Source organism: Piscicoccus intestinalis NBRC 104926, assembly GCF_001515525.1.
GTDB classification, from domain to species: domain Bacteria; phylum Actinomycetota; class Actinomycetes; order Actinomycetales; family Dermatophilaceae; genus Kineosphaera; species Kineosphaera intestinalis.
Window position 1 is genome coordinate 19,965 of sequence record NZ_BCNQ01000013.1, and the last position, 18,672, is coordinate 38,636.

15 protein-coding genes are annotated in these 18,672 nt (G+C 67.7%); 13 read left to right on the plus strand and 2 right to left on the minus strand.

Annotation, left to right across the window (positions count from 1 at the left end):
- Window positions 1-223 precede the first annotated feature (223 nt).
- A complete protein-coding gene (rfbA, locus tag PINTE_RS03910; protein WP_068426591.1) occupies window positions 224-1,150 on the minus strand; it encodes a glucose-1-phosphate thymidylyltransferase RfbA in 927 nt (308 codons plus the stop codon).
- Between the two features lie 56 nt (window positions 1,151-1,206).
- On the opposite strand from rfbA, the gene rfbB reads away from it, so the two are divergent.
- The 7 genes from rfbB to PINTE_RS03945 all read left to right on the plus strand — a co-directional run bounded on the left by rfbB (window position 1,207) and on the right by PINTE_RS03945 (window position 9,564).
- On the plus strand, window positions 1,207-2,205 hold the full coding sequence (rfbB, locus tag PINTE_RS03915; protein ID WP_068426594.1) for a dTDP-glucose 4,6-dehydratase: 999 nt from the start codon (window positions 1,207-1,209) through the stop codon (window positions 2,203-2,205).
- Between the two features lie 53 nt (window positions 2,206-2,258).
- The gene (locus tag PINTE_RS03920) at window positions 2,259-3,647 is read left to right on the plus strand and encodes a sugar nucleotide-binding protein (protein WP_068426597.1); all 1,389 of its coding nucleotides are present in this window, start codon (window positions 2,259-2,261) and stop codon (window positions 3,645-3,647) included.
- A gap of 334 nt (window positions 3,648-3,981) precedes the next feature.
- Complete coding sequence (locus tag PINTE_RS03925) at window positions 3,982-5,250, plus strand: class I SAM-dependent methyltransferase (protein WP_068426598.1); 1,269 nt, start codon at window positions 3,982-3,984, stop codon at window positions 5,248-5,250.
- Entirely contained in the window at window positions 5,247-6,092 is an 846-nt protein-coding gene (locus PINTE_RS03930; RefSeq protein ID WP_245642786.1) for a sugar phosphate nucleotidyltransferase, read from the plus strand. The genes PINTE_RS03925 and PINTE_RS03930 overlap by 4 nt, the downstream gene beginning before the upstream one ends.
- 1 nt (window position 6,093) lies before the next feature.
- Window positions 6,094-6,750: a PIG-L deacetylase family protein gene (locus PINTE_RS03935; RefSeq protein ID WP_068426601.1), complete on the plus strand. Its 657-nt coding sequence runs from the start codon at window positions 6,094-6,096 to the stop codon at window positions 6,748-6,750.
- A gap of 3 nt (window positions 6,751-6,753) precedes the next feature.
- On the plus strand, window positions 6,754-7,893 hold the full coding sequence (locus PINTE_RS03940; RefSeq protein WP_068426602.1) for a methyltransferase C-terminal domain-containing protein: 1,140 nt from the start codon (window positions 6,754-6,756) through the stop codon (window positions 7,891-7,893).
- 267 nt (window positions 7,894-8,160) lie between these two features.
- Complete coding sequence (locus PINTE_RS03945) at window positions 8,161-9,564, plus strand: DUF4832 domain-containing protein (RefSeq protein WP_084343196.1); 1,404 nt, start codon at window positions 8,161-8,163, stop codon at window positions 9,562-9,564.
- A gap of 36 nt (window positions 9,565-9,600) precedes the next feature.
- On the opposite strand, the gene PINTE_RS03950 is transcribed toward PINTE_RS03945, so the two are convergent.
- Entirely contained in the window at window positions 9,601-10,491 is an 891-nt protein-coding gene (locus tag PINTE_RS03950) for a glycosyltransferase family 2 protein (RefSeq protein WP_373280137.1), read from the minus strand.
- Between the two features lie 233 nt (window positions 10,492-10,724).
- Here PINTE_RS03950 and PINTE_RS03955 point away from each other — a divergent pair, with 233 nt between their 5' ends.
- From PINTE_RS03955 to PINTE_RS03975, 6 genes are all read left to right on the plus strand, one after another.
- Window positions 10,725-12,128 carry an IS1380 family transposase gene (locus tag PINTE_RS03955; RefSeq protein ID WP_068426610.1) on the plus strand — a complete coding sequence of 468 codons (1,404 nt, stop codon included), beginning with the start codon at window positions 10,725-10,727 and terminating at the stop codon, window positions 12,126-12,128.
- Window positions 12,129-12,466: 338 nt separating this feature from the next.
- Window positions 12,467-13,501, plus strand: a complete 1,035-nt coding sequence (locus tag PINTE_RS03960) for a glycosyltransferase family 2 protein (RefSeq protein ID WP_068426613.1) — start codon at window positions 12,467-12,469, stop codon at window positions 13,499-13,501.
- Window positions 13,498-14,880, plus strand: a complete 1,383-nt coding sequence (locus PINTE_RS03965; protein WP_157087067.1) for a DUF4832 domain-containing protein — start codon at window positions 13,498-13,500, stop codon at window positions 14,878-14,880. Before PINTE_RS03960 ends, PINTE_RS03965 begins: the two co-directional genes overlap by 4 nt.
- A 191-nt stretch (window positions 14,881-15,071) precedes the next feature.
- Complete coding sequence (locus PINTE_RS21680; protein WP_084343197.1) at window positions 15,072-15,821, plus strand: YveK family protein; 750 nt, start codon at window positions 15,072-15,074, stop codon at window positions 15,819-15,821.
- A gap of 20 nt (window positions 15,822-15,841) precedes the next feature.
- Window positions 15,842-17,344 (plus strand): right-handed parallel beta-helix repeat-containing protein, encoded by a 1,503-nt coding sequence (locus PINTE_RS21685; protein WP_084343198.1) that lies wholly within the window; start codon window positions 15,842-15,844, stop codon window positions 17,342-17,344.
- A 40-nt stretch (window positions 17,345-17,384) separates the two neighbouring features.
- Entirely contained in the window at window positions 17,385-18,671 is a 1,287-nt protein-coding gene (locus PINTE_RS03975) for an O-antigen ligase family protein (protein ID WP_068426625.1), read from the plus strand.
- Window position 18,672 lies beyond the last annotated feature (1 nt).

An 18,672-nucleotide genomic window follows, 5' to 3' on the forward strand; every position in this document is an offset into this window, starting at 1 on the left:
GCTGTCGGAAAGCCGCCGCCCCGATCAACCGTCAACAACACCGTCATCCCGAACATTGGGCGTCATGGTGGACGTCACACGCAGCGGGTGGCTGGAAACCGGCTCCGGCCCGGTGCCCAGATGAGCGCACCGACGAGCCGATGGTCGGGCAGCCACCTGCTCGCGCCGACGATCAGCAGTGGTAGCAACACGACGCCGACGGCCATGAGCAGCCACAGCAGATTCAGGCCGTTGCCTTGCGGGTCGGGGCGCGCGTCGAGCGTGCCCCGCTCGTAGGCGCGGCGCGCCCGTGGGCGAGGAGGCCGAACAGGTAGTTGCCGTAGCCCGACTTGGCCAGCGCCTCGGCCCGCCTCCTCAGGCCGTCGTCGTCGAGAAAGCCCATGCGCCACGAGGCCTCCTCGGGGCAGCCGATCTTCAGTCCCTGCCGGGCCTGGATCGTGCGCACGAAGTCACCCGCGTCGTGCAGGGAGTCGAAGGTGCCGGTGTCGAGCCAGGCCGTGCCGCGTTCGAGCACGCACACGGTGAGCCGGCCCTGCTGTAGGTAGGTGCGGTTGACGTCGGTGATCTCGTACTCCCCCCGCGCCGACGGGGTCAGGTCGCGGGCGATCGCCACCACGTCGTTGTCGTAGAAGTACAGCCCGGGGATCGCGTAGTGCGACTTGGGCGCGGCCGGCTTCTCCTCCACCGAGACCGCCGTGCCGGCGTCGTCGAACTCGACGACGCCGTAGGCGCCCGGGTCGGCGACCCAATAGGCGAAGACGACGCCGCCGTCCAGGCCACGCTGACCGCGCAGCTGAGTACCCAGGCCGTAGCCGTAGAAGATGTTGTCGCCGAGCACGAGCGCCACCTCGTCGCCGCCGATGAAGTCGGCGCCGATCGTGAATGCCTGCGCCAGGCCGTCGGGCGAGGGCTGTTGGGCGTACGTGATGTTGATGCCGAACTGGGAGCCGTCGCCGAGCAGCCGCTCGAATCCGGCGGCCTCGTGTGGTGTGGTGATGACGAGCACGCCCTGGATGCCCGCGAGCACCAGGGTGCTCAGCGGGTAGTAGATCATCGGTTTGTCGTAGACCGGCACGAGCTGCTTGCTGATGCCCTGGGTGATCGGATGGAGCCGGCTGCCGGTTCCGCCGGCGAGGATGATGCCGCGCATGGGCCCAGTCTGTCGCACCCACAGCCTGCACAAGCGCACCCGTAGTATGGCGAATCATGGTGGGCTACTTGGTCACTGGCGGCGTAGGCTTCATCGGCTCCAACTTCGTGCGGCACGTGCTGAACACCTGCGACGCCTCGGTGACCGTGCTCGACAAGCTCACCTACGCCGGCGACCGGCGCACCCTCGACGGCCTCGACCCGGGGCGCTGCAGCCTAGTCGTCGGTGACATCGCCGACGCCGCGCTCGTCGACGAGCTCGTGCCGCGTCACGACGTCGTCGTGCACTTCGCGGCCGAGTCGCACAACGACAACTCGCTGCGCGAGCCGTGGCCGTTCGTGCACACCAACCTCGTCGGCACCTACACCCTCCTGGAGGCCGTGCGGCGCCACGACGTGCGCTTCCACCACATCTCCACCGACGAGGTCTACGGCGACCTCGAGCTCGACGACCCGGGCAAGTTCACCGCCGCCACCCCGTACAACCCCTCGAGCCCGTACTCGAGCACGAAGGCCGGCTCGGACCTGCTCGTACGCGCGTGGGTGCGCTCGTTCGGGGTGCGCGCCACGATCAGCAACTGCTCGAACAACTACGGCCCCTACCAGCACGTCGAGAAGTTCATCCCGCGCCAGATCACCAACGTCATCGACGGGGTGCGCCCCCGGCTGTACGGTGCGGGCGCCAACGTGCGCGACTGGATCCACGCCGAGGACCACAGCTCGGCGGTGCTGCGGATCATCGAGACGGGTCGCATCGGGGCGACCTACCTCATCGGCGCCGACGGCGAGAAGGACAACAAGAGCGTCGTCGAACTGATCCTCACCCTCATGGACCGGCCCGCCGACGCCTACGACCATGTCACCGACCGCGCCGGGCACGACCTGCGGTACGCCATCGACGCGAGCGCGCTACGCGACGAGTTGGGCTGGCGCCCGGCCCATCCCGACTTCGAATCCGGCCTGGCCGACACCATCGCGTGGTACCGCGACCATGAGGACTGGTGGCGCCCGCAGAAGGCCGCCACCGAGGCGAAATACGCTGCCACCGGGCAGTAGATCTCCGTCGCCCCTGCTTTCTGACAGCCCAGCCGACCCGAAGGAACTGCAGCGTGACCGACCTCGCCGTGCGCACCACCGCCATCCCGGGCCTGCTCGTCGTCGACCTGCCGGTCCACGGCGACAACCGGGGCTGGTTCAAGGAGAACTGGCAGCGGGCCAAGATGACCGCCCTCGGGCTGCCCGACTTCGGGCCCGTGCAGCAGAACGTGTCGTTCAACGACGAGCGCGGCGTGACACGCGGCATCCACGCCGAACCCTGGGACAAGTTCGTCTCGGTGGCCACCGGGCGCGTCTTCGGCGCGTGGGTGGATCTGCGCGAGGGCTCGTCGTTCGGGGCCGTGGTCACGTGTGAAATACAGCCTGGCACCGCCGTCTTCGTGCCGCGCGGGGTCGGCAACGCCTACCAGACCCTGGAGCCGGCGACCGCCTACAGCTACCTGGTCAACGACCACTGGAGCGCCGCGGCCCGGGAGCGCTACACGTTCGTCGGCCTGCACGACGAGTCGCTCCATATCGATTGGCCCATCCCGTTGACACAAGCCACGCTCTCGGAGGCCGATCGGCAGCACCCGCTGCTGGTCGACGCCCGACCGGTCGCCGCGCCGCGCACCCTCGTGCTCGGCGCCGGCGGTCAACTCGGCGCCGCCCTGGTGAACACGCTGCCCGGCGCGCGCGGCCGGACCCGCGCCGAGTGCGACCTGGCCGACCCGGCCGCGGTGGCCGGCCTCGACCTCGCCGACGTCGACGCGATCGTCAACGCCGCCGCCTACACCGCCGTCGACCAGGCCGAGACCGCGGACGGCCGGCGGGCGGCGTGGGCCACGAACGTCACCGGCCTGGCCGGGCTCGTCGAGCGCGCCCGGGAGCGCGGCATCCCGATCGTGCACGTCTCCTCCGACTACGTCTTCGACGGCACCGCGGCCGAGCACCCTGAGGACGAGCCGTTCAGTCCGCTGGGCGTGTACGGGCAGACGAAGGCCGCCGGCGACGCCCTCGTCGCGGCCTATGAGCGGCACTACCTCGTGCGCACGAGCAGGGTCGTCGGGACGGGCAAGAACTTCGTCGCGACGATGGCGATGCTCGCCGACAAGGGCATCTGCCCCAGCGTCGTCGACGACCAGCACGGCCGGCTGACGTTCACGACCGACCTGGCCGCAGGCATCGCCCACCTGCTGGCGACCCGCCCGCCCTACGGCACGTACAACCTGACCAACACCGGCCCGGTGCAGACGTGGGCCGACATCGCCGCCGACATCTTCGAGCTGCGCGGCCGCGACCGGTCCGACGTCACCCCCGTCTCCACCGCCGAATACGGCCAGGGCAAGTCGATGGCGCCCCGCCCCGAGCACAGTGCCCTGCCGCCGGGGAAGATCGAGGCCACGGGCTTCGTCGCGAGGCCGGCCGCGGACCGGCTCCGCGAGTATGTGGCCGGTCTGTAGACCCGCCGACAGACGCGACGACCCCGACGTGAGGACGCGATGATGGCCGATGACCCTCGACCGCTGCGCCTACCGCAGGTCGGTCCGGACGAGGTGCTGGTCGCGGTCATGAATGAGACGTTCCTCTCGTTGGAGGATGCCGAATCCTCTTGATGCCAGCAGATATTGCCGGTCGACCGCACGCGTGGTATGCGCTCGCCCCGGCTGGCGCCGGGCGCGACCCATGTGGGTGCACCCGGACCCGGCTATCCTGTCGAAGGCGCTGCGAGAGCGCTGCTTTCAACCCTCGCCGCCACTCACACCATGCCGGTGATCCGGTGAAACAGAGGTGCCCGTGAACCCCGTCCGCAGTTGCCGGATCTGCGCAAGTCCACTGACCCGCACGTTCGTCGATCTCGGGGCCGCTCCCCCGTGCGAGGCGATCCTGTCGGCCGACGGCGCCGAGAAGGGCGAGACCGCCTACCCGCTGCACGTGCGGATCTGCGAACGGTGCCTGCTCGTGCAGCTTCCCGAGGTCGTCCCGGCCGAGGAGATCTTCACAGCCGAGTACGCGTACTTCTCCTCGTTCTCGACCTCGTGGATCGAGCACGCCCGCCGCTACACGGTGGCGATGGTCGAGCGGTTCGGGCTTTCCGAAGACTCCTTCGTCGTCGAGGTGGCCAGCAACGACGGCTACCTGCTCCAACACTTCCGCGACGCCGGCATCCCCTGCCTGGGAATCGAGCCGACCGCCAACACCGCGGCTGCCGCCGTCGAGCGAGGGATACCGACCGAGGTCGTCTTCCTCGGTGAGCAGACCGGCTCCGACATCGCGGCGCGGCACGGCCGGGCCGACCTCGTGGCCGCGAACAACGTGTACGCCCACGTGCCCGACCTCGCGGACTTCACGAAGGGCCTGGCGCAGCTGCTGGCGCCGACCGGCACCCTGACGATGGAGTTTCCGCACCTGGCCCGGCTCATCGAGCAACGCCAGTACGACACGATCTACCACGAGCACTTTCAGTACTACACGCTGCTCACGGCCCAACGCGCCGTCGCACTCGGCGGGCTGAGCATCGTCGACGTCGAGGAGCTCCCGACCCACGGCGGCTCGCTGCGCATCTACTGTCGGCACTCGCAGGCCGCCGGCGAGCCCAGCGCCGCAGTGCGTGATCTGCTCGCCCGCGAGCAGGCCGCCGGGCTGCACGGTCTCGACGGCCACGCCGGTTTCGAGGACGCGGTGCGCGTGGTCAAGCGCGACCTGCTGCGGTTCCTGCTCGACGCGCAGGAACGCGGCGAGTCGGTGGTCGGCTACGGTGCGCCGGGCAAGGGCAACACGCTGCTCAACCACTGCGGCATCCGGCCCGATCTGCTGGCATTCACCGTCGACCGCAACCCCCACAAGCACGGAAAGTTCTTGCCCGGCAGCCGCATTCCGGTGATGGCGCCGGAGGCGATTGCGGCGGCTCGGCCCGACTACGTGCTCGTGCTGCCGTGGAATCTACGCGCAGAGATCTCCGCGCAGCTGCACTACGTGGCGCAATGGGGCGGCCGGCTCGTGTTCGCCATCCCGTCGCTGCAGATCGTCGAACCAGCGCTCGAACCAGGAGAGGAAGCGCGATGAAGGTCGTGTTGTTCTGCGGCGGCTACGGAATGCGGATGCGCGACGGCGTCGATGACATCCCCAAGCCGATGGCGATGGTCGGCGATCGGCCGCTCATCTGGCACGTCATGCGCTACTACGCGCACTTCGGGCACCGCGAGTTCATCCTCGCGATGGGCTACGGCGCGCGGCACATTTCCCGGTACTTCCTGGAGTACGAGGAGATGCACAGCAACGACTTCGTCATCGACTGCGGCCGCGCAACCCCGCTGACAACCGACATCTCCGATTGGCGAATCACGTTCGTGCACACCGGCATCGAGACACCGATCGGAGAACGGCTGCGGCGTGTTCGCGACCATCTCGGCGCCGACGAGTTCTTTCTGGCGAACTACTCCGACGTGCTGACCGACGCCCCGCTGGATCGCGTCGTGGCCCGCCTGCAGTCCTCGGACGCACTGGTCAGCCTCCTTGCGGTACCGCCGCAGTCGGCCTTCCACGTCGTCGACACCGACGCCCACGACACGGTCACCGGCATCCACTCCGTGGCGACGATGAACGTGCGGGAGAACGGCGGCTACTTCGTCATGCGCCGCGAGATGCTCGACCACCTGGAGCCGGGCAAGGACCTCGTCGCCGACACGCTCACCGCGCTCGCCCACCAGGGCAAGGTGCTCGCCTACCCCTACGACGGGTTCTGGATGCCGGCCGACACCGTCAAGGAGCGGGTGGTGCTGGACCGACTCGCGCACAGCGGCGAGGCGCCGTGGGAGATCTGGCGACACTGCCGGGAGGCGCTGGAGCCGACCGGCGCCTCCGATCCGGCGGTCGCCGACGTCGTCGAACCGCTGTCGGGACGCTGACATGCTCGAGTTCGATCTGCCCGACCCCGGTCGCCCGCTGCGAGTGCTCGCCGTCGGAGCTCACTGCGACGACATCGAGATCGGCGCCGGCGCCACGTTGCACGCCCTGGCCGCCGCCCGGCCCGAGACACAGTTCTGTGCGGTGATCCTCACGTCAGTGCCGCAGCGGGCGGCGGAATCACGAAGCTGCCTGGCCGCGTTCGTCGAACCGGCGACCATCGAGGTGACGGTGCACGACCTGCCGGACACCCGGCTCCCGGCCCACTTCGACGAGGTGAAAGACATCCTCGCGGAGCTGTCGCGGAGCCCGTGGGATCTTGTGTTAAGTCATCAACCCAACGACGCGCACCAGGACCACCGGCTGCTCGGCCAGTTCGTCCCGACGGCCTTTCGCGGCCACCTCGTCTGGCAGTTCGAGATCCCGAAGTGGGACGGCGACCTGGGCTCCTCCGGCGCGAACGTGTACGTGCCGCTGTCGGCGGACGACATCGCACGCAAGTGGGCCACACTCGATGAGCATTACCCGAGCCAGCGCGGCAAGGACTGGTGGGACGCGCAGACGTTCGCGGCCCTCGCCCGGCTGCGCGGCATGGAGTGCCGGGCGCCGTACGCGGAGGCGTTCCGCGTGGACAAGCAGCGGGTGCGATTCGAGGGTTGACGCATGAGTGAGCAAACTGCGGACGCCTCAGGCGCGGTCCGGGTGACGGCCTGCCGCGGGTGCGGCTGCGACGACCTCACCGGCGTCATCGACCTGGGGATGCAGAGCGCCTGCGACCACTTCCCGCCCCTGGACGACCCGGCCGACGACCCGCGCTGGCCGCTCGGGCTCGTGCTGTGCGGGCGCTGCGCGCTACTGCAGCTCGACCACGACTCCCCCGCCCCGGAGGAGCCGCTGGCCGTGGAGAGCGCGACCCTGCAGGCCCACGCCCGGGACGCCTCCCGGCGGCTGCTCGAGCGCATCGAGGCGCCGGCGGGACTGCGGGTGCGCGAGTTCTCCAGCCACCACGGCGGATCGTGGCTCGGGGCCCTGACGGAGGCGGGCTGCCGCCCGGTCGACTCCGACGCCCAGCTCGTCATCGACAACCACTCGATCATCCACGCCGAGGCGCTGGAGCCGGAGTTTGCCGAGCGCGTCGCCGCGCTTGCGGACGACGGGCTGCTCGCGATCGAGTTCCACCACGCGCTGGCCCAACTGGAACAGGGCCAGTTCGACACCGTGCGCCACGGCCACCCCCTGTACTTCTCGCTGCACTCGTGGGCCGCGGCGTGCCGGCGGCACGGCCTGAGCGTCGTCGACGCCTGGACCGAGGACGTCTTCGGCGGCTGCCTGGTCGTGCTCGCCCGCCGCGGCGAGCACGAGCCGAGCAAGGCGGCCCAGCAGATCCTCGACTCCGAGCGGCGCGCTCGCGCGACCAGCCCGGAGGGGTACCGCGACTTCGCCGCCCACGCCGCCACCACCGTCGCGGCGCTGCGCGAGCACGTCCGGCAGGCGCGCGCGGCCGGTCGCACGGTCGCCGCCTACGGTGCCGGCTCCAAAGCCGTGACAATGCTCGGCGTCGCCGGCCTGACCGCCGAGGACCTGCCGCTCGTCGCCGACCTCGGGCCCGGCAAGCAGGGCCGCCGCATCCCCGGCGCCGGCATCGCGATCGTCTCACCCGAGGAGCTGATCGCCGCCGCACCCGACGACGTCATCATTCTGACCTGGGACATCGCGCCCGAGGTCGTCGCCCAGCTGCGCCGCGGCGGCCTCACCGACGCCCGCTTCTACGTGCCCCTGCCGACTTTCGCGCAGGTCAGCTGACGCGGACCGCGCTCACCGACGTAGCCACCGCCGCCGGTCGCGTAGACCTGCGCGACCCGCTGCAGTCGCAGCATCACCGAACGGTTCCACGGGCGGTGAGGCGCACCACAGCTCGCTCGTCTCGGCAGATCGAAGCCCGAACTGAGCGGTTTGTCGGCTCAGTGACCCCAGCGGCCGGCCGATAGGCGCCCGTCTCCGCGACCGACCCCTCCCTCCCCTCTTGCGCGCGGCGGCTGCGTCCTGCCCCCGACGGCAAGAGGCCCCGCCATGTCCCCACGGTCCCGCGCCCTGCGACGCGTGTTCGCCCTAGCGCTCGCGCCCCTCATGCTCGCCGCCGCAATGATCACCCCCGACGGGGCCGCCAGCGCCGAGGTCAACACCGTTCCCCAGGCGCCCGCGACCGCCGAGGTCTACAACCCCCATCGCGGGATGTACTCGTGGCTGGAGCAGCCGAGCATCGTGCCCGGATGGAAGACGTCGGACATCTACTGGCGCGACCAGATCCAGTGGGGCTCCCAGGTGGAGCGCACCCGCGGCCAATTCGACTTCTCGGCCTTCGAGCGCGGGATGCAGGCCGCCAAGGCCACCAACGGCCGATTCTCCTTCCGCGTCATGGCGATGTGCCCCGGCTGCGGCGGCAACCTCACGCCCTCCTATGTGCCCCGGCAGGCCAACGGCGCCCCGGACTGGAACAGCGAGGCGTTTCTCAGCGGCTACGAGAGGCTCATGAACGCCCTGGGCGCGCGGTACGACAAGGATCCGCGGCTCGGCATCATCGACGTCGGAGCCTATGGCATGTGGGGCGAGTGGTACTGCGACGAAAGCTGCGGCACCCCGATGACCCAGGCCAACCTCCAGCGCGTGGTCCGCGCGGTCTCGACGGCGTTCCCGTCCAAGTACCTAGTTATGCCGATCGACCTGGAGGCCGCGCAATACGGGGCCAGCATCAACCCCAAGATCGGGCTACGGTACGACTGCATCGGCGGGGATTTCGCGATGACGCTGCGCTACCTGCCGGATTCGCTCCGTGACGTCTGGAAGCGTGCGCCGGTCGTCGGCGAGTGGTGTCCCATGGCGGGCTCCACGCCGCAGAAGGGCATCCAGGACGTGCGCGAGCTGCATCTGTCGATGCTCAGCAGCGCCAACTTCGCCACGCCGTACGACCAGCTCGACTCCGCTGGCCAGGCCGCCGTGCGGACGGCGTACGTCACCAGCGGTTTCCGCTACACCCTGACGTCCTACGACGCGCCCGGCACCGCCACGGCCGGCGGCTCGGTGCCTGTGAGGGTCACGGTGCGCAACCTCGGGGTGGCGCCGACCTACGACTCGTGGCGGACCCGGCTACACGTCGTCAACTCCGCCGGCGTCACCGTCGCCTCCGCCACCCTGGGCCTCGACCTGCGCCGGCTCGCCGAGGGCTCGGCCACCCACGGCAGCACCATCTGGCTCCCGCGGACAATGCCGGCAGGCAAGTACCGCCTTGCGATCGCGGCCACCGACAACCTCGGCTACCTCAAGCCGCTCGCCTTCGCCAACCCCGGCCGCGACGGCGCGGGCCGATACAGCCTGGGCTACGTCTCCGTGACGGCGCCGGCGGGCACGACGGCCGCCAAGCGTAAGCCCGGGCGCCGCACGGGGACGACGTCCAGGACACTGCACTCCACACGGTGAAGCAGTGCCGCGAGCCCGACGGCTACGTCACTCCCGTCAGAGCCCGAACTTTCTCAGCCGGCGTTCCAACAGCAACTTGTTCGGACCTCGGGCAACGCTTGCGGCCCGTACGAGCTGACCGAAGTGCCTGAGCGAGTCGGACGGGGGGCCGTCCCCGCTCCACGCGCACATAAGATCCCGAAGCCAAAACGCCTGGGAGCCTAGGGTCTTGTGCGCAACGGCGTCGTAGCTCTCCGCCAGGGGGCGGTCCTGCAGGAGACGCTCGAGCCAGGTGGCACCGGCCGTCAGTTGCCCCGGGTGGTAGCGGTAGCGGAGCGTGGGCAGAGCCAGGCGACGAAGCCTACGACCCGAAAGGATCAGTCGGAGCCACAGGTCATAGTCCTCGGCCACGGTCACCCGATACGCGCCGGTCTGGCGGATGATGTCAGTCCATCCGAGCATCGTGGAGTGCGTGACGGGGTTGGCGATGAGCAGGTGCATGGCGAAGAGTTCGGTCGAGATGGGGAACGGGATGTTCCGCGTGGTCAGAGCGCGGTCATCGGTCATCGCCGCGGATGAGGTGAAGAGGACGTCGACCCCTGACATCTGCTTCTTGCACCAGTGGAAGCGCCACGGGAGGCACACATCGTCGGCGTCCATGCGCGCGACCAGGGGGGTCCGCACCTGTTCGAGGAGACGATTAAGGCCGCCAGCGACGCCGAGATTCTCCTCCCCCTCGATAAGGACGAGGCGAGGATCCGCATGCTGCTTGATGATGGCGACCGTGCCATCCGTGCTGGCGTCGTCCCTGACGTAGAGGCGATCGACGGCGGTGAGGGCCTTCAGGGTGCTACTGACCGCGACCGCGACCGTTCGCTCGGCATTGTAGGTGGGCATCAATACACTCACCGGCGCTGCAGGTCCCAACCCGGGGCTTCCTCTCGTCACTGCCGGGTGCGTGCCTGTGCGGGAAGTTGATCAGGAGCATCTGCCCAACCGGCGCTCGGCGGCGGCGAGGCCTGCTCCTCCGAGGAGGGTCTACCCACGAGGCCGTGCGATGGCATCGGCTAACCCGGAGATTTCATCGGGTGAGTGACCCCTGAACGCGAGAAGTGCCCTTGACCTGCAAGGATGTCGATTGCTGAAGTCGATAACCGCAGGATCTGAAGGGCACTTCTCAGGTGAGTAAGCGTAGCGGGCTGTACCCGCATGTCCGAGTCGACGCCGCTCATGTGCCGGCGGTGGCGCAGGCGGGCGGTGCGCTGCTGACGCGCACGGTGCGGGTCGCGGGCCTGGACGCGGCATTGAGTGAGGCGTTGCGGCCGTGGCGTAAGCCGCTGGCCAGGCACGATCCCGCGAAAGTGCTGCTGGATGTCGCGGTCTCGTTGGCGTTGGGTGGGGACGCCTGCCGTGACGCAGCCCTGTTGCGGGCCGAGCCGGGGGTGTACGGGCTGGTGGCCTCGGACGCCACGATCTGCCGCACCATCGCCGCCCTGGCCCGCGATGTGGCGCGGGTGGAGAAGGTCATCGCAGCCGCCCGCGGCACCGCGCGTGGCCACGTGTGGGACCTTGCCGCCGACGCGTCGCCGAGTCACGCTATCGACGCGACGAATCCGCTGGTCATCGACCTGGACGCGACCCTGGTGACTGCGCACTCCGACAAGGAGCAGGCCGCGCCCACATTCAAGAGAGGCTTCGGGTTCCACCCGTTGTGCGCGTTCGCCGACCACGGACCGGCCGGCACCGGGGAGCCGCTGGCGATGCTCCTGCGGCCCGGGAACGCGGGCTCCAACACGGCCGCCGACCACGAGGCCGTGATCAAGTCCGCGCTGGCCGCGGTCCCTGGGATCAACCCGTCCCGTCCGGGACGCAAGGTGTTGATCCGCACCGATGGCGCCGGCGGCACGCGGGAGTTGTTGTGGTTCTGCCACCGCCGCGGCCTGTCGTACTCGATCGGGTGGACCCTGCCCGCGGCCATGCCGCAGCTGTACCGCCTCATTCCCGAGGACGGGTGGACGGCCGCGTACAACGCCGACGGGCAGGCCCGGGACGGGGCTGACGTCGCCGACATCACCGACCTGTTGATGGCTCACGGGAAGCTGAAGGGGTACCCGCCCGGCCTGCGGGTCATCGTTCGCCGGGAACGTCCTCACCCCGGCGCGCAGCTACGGTTCGAGGACATCGACGGGTACCGCCTGACTGCATTCGTGACAAACACACGCCGCGCGCAGCTCGCTGACCTGGAGCTACGACACCGTCGGCGGGCTCGTTGCGAAGACCGGATCCGGATCGCCAAAGACACCGGCCTGGCGAATCTGCCCCTGCAAGGCTTCGATCAAAACCGGATCTGGCTACTCATCGTGCAACTCGCGAACGACCTGCTCGCCTGGATGACCATGCTCGCCCTGGACGGCCATGAGGCCCGCCGGTGGGAACCCAAGACGCTACGGCACCGCCTCTTCACGATCGCAGCGACCCTGGCCCGCACGAGCCGGCAACGACTCCTGCACATCAAGGACACCGCTCCCTGGGCGGCCCTGTTCACCACTGCCTGGAACAAGCTCACGAGCCTGGCCCCACCCTGATCAGCAGGCCGATGAGTCCCTTCGAGCCCAGCATCATCCTCGTCCGTGGAAGACGACGCCCACCGGCAGCGACAACCCGGAGCATTGTCGTCCCCACCTGCAAGAATCACCCGCATTCAACGGCAACGGCGCCGACCACGCCGACGCCGCCACCCGATGAAACATCCGGGCTAAGGACGGTAACACAGAGCACCTGGAGGGACGCTGAAACCATTCGCACGGGCCAGCACCTGCGACGGCTCCGCAGGAGACACCGCCGATCGAGCACGCTGTCGGGGCCAGTCGGCTCGGCGGTGCTCCATGCCCACACACGGGTAAGCTGACCCTTAGGCGGGGGGATGGCGGAGCTAGGGGGCAGTCCGGTGGGGTCGACGGTGACCATTCACGATGCATTCGGATCGGGAACGGTCCTCACCATTGTCGTACCCACGTACAAGCGACCCGATCTTCTTGTTCAGTGCCTGAGGTCTCTCGCGGCCCAGACGTTCACAGGATTCGTCGTCCTGGTGTGCGATAACTCCCCGGAGCGAGAGGCGCAGCAGGTCGTGGAGTCCCTGGGGGATGAACGCTTCCGGTACCTCCCGCGAAACGAAAATCTCGGAATGCTGCGCAACGTCCTCGCGGGGTTCATGGAGGCGTCCACTGAATTCGTGATGGAGGTGGACGACGACGATCTCCTGTACCCAGAATGTGTCGAAGAGCTCCTCGCGCCGTTTGCCTCGCACCCCGCACTCACCATCGTGTTCGGCGATCTTGTCGTCATAGACGACGATCTGCAAGTGATGCCCCTACAGCGCCGAGTCAAGTACCTCCCTAGCTTGGACTTTCTCGCTGAGGGCGTCCATCAGCCTTTCACCAGTCTCGCGGCCCACGGGTACGTCTTCCTCATGGCGTCGATCATTCGCCGAGACTGCATCGACTGGGCCGGGGTTCCGGACAGCGCGGCGACGGCATATGACCGGTACCTCACGCTGGCAGCCTCACGAGGTGACGCTGCAGGGTACTTTGTTCGGAAGGCGGTCATGGCGTATCGCGTTCACGAACGCTCCGACGGGCTTCGCTTCACGACACAGTCTTTACGCGGCGCGCTGGACGTGCTTACCCGGGAGGTGCCGCGCACCGCTCCGGGATCCAGGAAGTGGGTCGAACGCGAGGTGGCGCGGACCCGCTTGCAGTTGCTTCGCGCGCTGCGAGCGACGAACGACCGGCAGGGCGTCCGCGATCAGGCACGGTCGCTCATGGCACCTCCCGGCATTCGCGCACTGGCCTACCTGGCCCTTCGGCAGTACCTTCCTCAGCAGTTGCGCCTCGCGCGCAGCGTGACCCGCGATCGCCTCCGTAACGCGCCGCTGGGGCGGACACCCGGACGGTGACCGTTGAGCGAGGCCGCCGATACCTTCGCCTCGTCGGCCTGGCAATGCTGGCCCTCCTAGTCGCGTTGACCCCCGTCGCGCCACCGGGAGACGACCCGTACGGCTTCGCCGACCCCGCGGAGGCGCTACCGACGTACGAGGTCACCTCGGTGGGCGTGGCGTTCACTCCGCCCAGCATCGGCACAGATGCCGACGTGCCAAACCCCGGACGCGGACAGTACCAGTGGCTGAACGTCGCTTCTGCTATTCCCGACCTGGCAAGCACCGACGTCTACTGGCGCGACCAGTTGCAGTGGGGGGCCCAGATAGAGAAGGAGAGGGGGGCCTACGACTTCTCGGCCTTCGACGCGGGCTTGGCGGCAGCAGGAGCCAACCGATCCCGCTTCATGTTCCGCATCATGGCGTTCTGCCCGGGTTGCGGAGAGAACCTGACACCGGCCTACATTCCGCGTCAGCCCGACGGCACTCCGGACTGGAACAGCGAGGAATTCCTGGAGGCGTGGGAGAATCTTATGTCCTCCCTGGGCTCCCGCTACGATCACGACCCGCGTCTCGGGTTCATAGATGTTGGGGGATACGGACATTGGGGTGAGTGGTACGTCCCAGAGAGGTCATCCAGCACACCGATCACGATGCCGAATGCCGCCCGCCTCATCCGAGCCGTCGTGCGCGCTTTTCCCCACAAACACGTACTTATGAACTACATCGACCCCTTTCCAAGGACCGCCGTCGCCATGAGCTCCAAGGTGGGACTGCGCTACGACTGCATCGGAGGCTTCCCGCAGACGCTGAAGTTCCTTCCCGACGGCATGGATCAGCTCTGGCGTCGCAGCCCGATCGTCGGCGAGTGGTGCCCCCACGCCGAGACGACAGCGTCCCTGGGCCTGCGCACAGTGCACGACCTGCACCTGTCGATGCTCTCGTCGGGCAATTTCCCGCACCCCCTCGATACTCTGCACCCCTCCGAGCGGGCGGCATACGCCCAGGCCTACCACGACAGCGGCTTCACGTACCGCCTCGACCGTGTGACATTGACCGGGCAGCTCGCCCCCGGCGGGCGCCTACGGATCACGTCGACGTGGTCGAACTCAGGCGTGGCTCCCACCTACGACGAGTGGACACCGCGGCTGCAGTTGCGCACGGCGAGGGATAAAGTCGCCTGGCAGTTCCCGCTGTCGGTCGACCTGCGAGCGGTTACTTCGGATCGCGGACCCCGGATGACAGTCGACAGCGCCGACATCCCGGAAGGTCTCCGGGGCGTCTTCGCTGTCACGGTCGTGGCTGAGGATCCACAGGGCTATCTCGCCCCGTTGCGGTTGGCGAACGGCCAGCGCCGCCCTGGTGGCGGCTACTGGCTGGGATACCTGCGGCTGGGATGACAACGCCCCTGTTCACCCCAGCGGGCCGCACCGGAGCCCTCAACACGGCTGCCCTGCGAAAGTCCTTCCCACCCAAGTGGATTAGCGCCGTTCGCACATTTTCGCTTCGCGCGCAGGCGAGCTTGTTGCGAAACTGTAACTGAAGCAACGTGACCAGGCGCCCACAACAGGGGCGCCAGTAGACTCGGAAAATGAACGCCGGAGACCGCTGGTCCACGCTCGGGGGACGGGCCTGGACGCGCGCGGCAGGGATGAGCCGCGTCGCCAAATTGAGAGCCATGATCGTGACCTTATGCCTACTCCTGACGGTTGGATCCGCTCTCATCTACGCCCTCGCGAAAGGGCCCGAATACACAGCATCCACCGAAATGACGGTCGCCGTGACCTCGGCAGAATCGCTGGCCGCACTCAACGAGGGCACCGCGTACATCGACCGCCAGATGGACACCTACCTGGCCTTGCCGCAGTCGGCGAGTGTCCTGGAGGCAGTCGCGGCCCGTGTGCCACAGTCGCCACCCGTGGGCACGATGAGAGGAAGGATCTCCGTCGGACATCCCCCAGCGGCGAACGTGTTCACCGTCTCCTACAAGGATGCCCAACCTGATCAGGCCGCAAGGTATGCGAACCTAGTGTCTGAAGAAGTCGTCACTACGATCAGGCAACGCACTCCCGCCATCGCTGGGCGCACACGCAGCATCACGCCCTTCATCGTGTCTGCCGCCCAACCACCCGCAGAAAGGTCGCGCCTGACCTACGCGCTCGCCGCCCTGCCGATTCCCGCCGCAATATCGATCGTCCTGGCAGCCTCGGGTCTACTTCTCGTGGAGGCGTGGCGACAACGCGGTCAGCGCTCGCCTCGACACTCGGAGAACCCCTCGATGCGAGTCCGGCTGGGGACAGAAACCACATCCACGGGCGAGGGAACGGATCGCCGTCCTTGACCCGGACGGCCAGGACCTCGATGAGCGCACCGCGCCCTGGCGCGCTGTTCCTTTGTGCGCTGGCACTGACGTCCTGCACCGCAGCCCTCCCCTCCTCACCCGAGGCCGGCAGCCCACGCGCGATTCCGGGGCTCACAACAATCGACACGCTGCGCCCCACAGAGGGCTCGGACATCACGGAGGTCCTGCAGCGCCATGCCGATGAGGGCGTCTCGGTTCGCCTGCCCCCAGGGCACTACCTGATTTCCCACACCATCGTCCTGCGGTCCGGAAGTTCTGTCCTCGGATCGAACGCCGCCACGCGCATTACGGCATCACCCGAGGCGACGGGAACATTGGCCGAGTCGGGGCTCTACTTCTCCCTGGAGTCTTCCGGATCGGGAGTGGCCGACCTGGAGTTGACATCACGTGGCCGACCGTTACGGAGATCGTCTCCCGAACTCTCTACCATTCGGGTGTTCTCACCGGAATCACGCATCGAAGGAGCCTACGTCCGAAATTGTCGCCTCCTGGGTCCGAACCTCGACGGGATTCGCGTCAAGGGAGGCCAGACCCACCGCACGAGGATAGAGGGAAACCTCCTCAAGAACGCCGGGGGGATAATCTATTCGTACATGGGCGCGAGCGGGACGCGCGCGACAGAGAACCGCATCGAACAATCTGCCGAGAATGGAATGTCTGCCAGCTCCAAAGAGGAGGAGCCAGCGAGCGACAACGTGGTCTCGCGAAATACGATCGTCTCTCCAGGCCGAATGGGGATCGAGGACTGGGGTACGCAAAACACCCACCTCACGGATAACGAGGTTGTCGGCCCTCGCGGGGTGGGAATATCGGCAGTGGGCTCCTCGGCACGCGTCGAGGACAATGTCGTGTCGCAACCGGACGAAACGGGCATAGAAGTTTCGCCCAGCGCGCGGGTCGTCTCAGGAAACCGAGTCCACTACTCGACGATCTCCGGAAAGGCGACGGGGATTGTCGTCAACGGCAGCGATAGGTCCAGCACCGTCACTATTATCGCAAACCGCATCATAGGCGCCAATGTCGCTATCCAGACCCTGGGAAGCCTGGGCGAAGCCCGGATCCAGAAGAACGTCGTAGAGAATTGGAGCGAGAGCGGAATATCACTGGCAGCGAAGGCGACGCGCAAGTACGAACTCGAGGGGAATCGCCTCACTCAGAATATGCCACCGGCCTCCCCCGATGCCAGGGCTGCGGTGATAGTCGACGAGGGGCCTGTCACACTTCGGGCCAATGCCGTGGTCATGAACTACACGCATCGCGGACCCAGCGGCCCAGAATTCGCGGTCAAACTGGGAAACGTGAAGGTTGTCGACATTCTCGACAACGTCCTCGACGCCGCACAAATGCATTCCACGGTGCGCCTGGCCATTGGCACCGGCGGAGCCCGGGCTTCTGAGGTTCGCATTGCCGGTAATCAGGCAAGAGGTGAGGTCGTAATCGAGACCAACTTCATATCCGGCATGTCCATTGAAGACAACCTGGGACTAGTTCAATATCCCTAAACCACATCAGCAGGAAGGGGGGATAACGGTGCCCGGAATTATGTTGCGCGACCGGGCCCTGCCCGGAGTATTCGCCGTCGCAATGCTGCTCTTCGGGACTCGCTGGATTTCCTATTTGGGACATGAGCCCTTCTTCCTCACCGACGCTCTACTTCTGGCTGCAGCCGTCGGCGTCATCCTCGCCGGATGGCCCCACGGATCGGCGTGGGCGCGTGGCCTCAGCCCTTGGCTCATCCTGGCCACAACCTGGGCCCTCGTCCGGTTCGCCACCGGCCCGGACCACTCCATGTCGGCTCTGCGAGATTACGCACCGTTCTTGTACATCGGCGTCGGCCTGATCGCGGGGACGGCAACGGCATTCATCGGGGCCGTGGGAATTTTCCGCACCGGCCGCATCCTCGAGTACGCGGTGTACGGCCACGGCCTATGGAATGCTCTCTCCGCCGTCTTTCCGACCTTGCCCGAAGCGCTGCCCCTCATCTCCCGCGACCAGCAGCTGTGGGTGTTCACCATCAGGTCCGACATCGACAGCGCCGTGTCCGGTATCGCCGCGGCGCTCTGTGTCCGGATCGTCGTGTTCGGCCGCGGCTGGCGGCCTCCGCTAGCCGCCGCGGGACTCGTCGTCTTTGCATCGGCCATCTTCCTCAACGGAAGCCGGGCCGGCCTGCTGGGCGCCTCCGCTCTCGTCGCGCTCGTCCTGCTCCGCAGCATCACCGCGGCCGACGTACCACGGAGCCGCGTTCTCTTCGTCCTTGGCGCGCTGCCGTACGTGGCCACGCTGGCCGTGGCCCAGATCGCGGCGACCGGAATCGGGGATCGCATTCTGGGCACCTTCGGAATGGCCTCGAGCGAACGGAGCATGGGCGCAGCGGGAACGGCCCAGGCGCGCATGAAGGCCTGGGAGGCCATCGTGAGCTGGTTCCTCAGCACAAACGAGAGGATCCACCTCGGCGCTGGATTCGGAATAAATTTCATGTCGGCCTCGGGCGCCGACTACAAGCTCGTGGGGACCCGTGAAGTCGGGCAGACTATCCCGCGCTCGCCTCACAACTTCTGGTTGACACTCCTCGCGCGACTCGGACTTTGGTACGCGCTCCTGATTGCGCTCATCATCATCGTGAGTATCTGCCTGGGAGGATGGATGTGGTGGCGGTGCAGCCACAGCACCCTGCTGCTCATCGTATTCGGAATCAGTCTAACGGTGCCGATAACGAGCTCACTGGGCGTCGTGCTCGAGTCACCGTTCGGCGCCGTGCCGTTCTGGTGGGCGGTCGGGGTTATCCTCGGCGGACGTTTGGAGTTCGCCGAGCGATGTCCGCCACACTAGC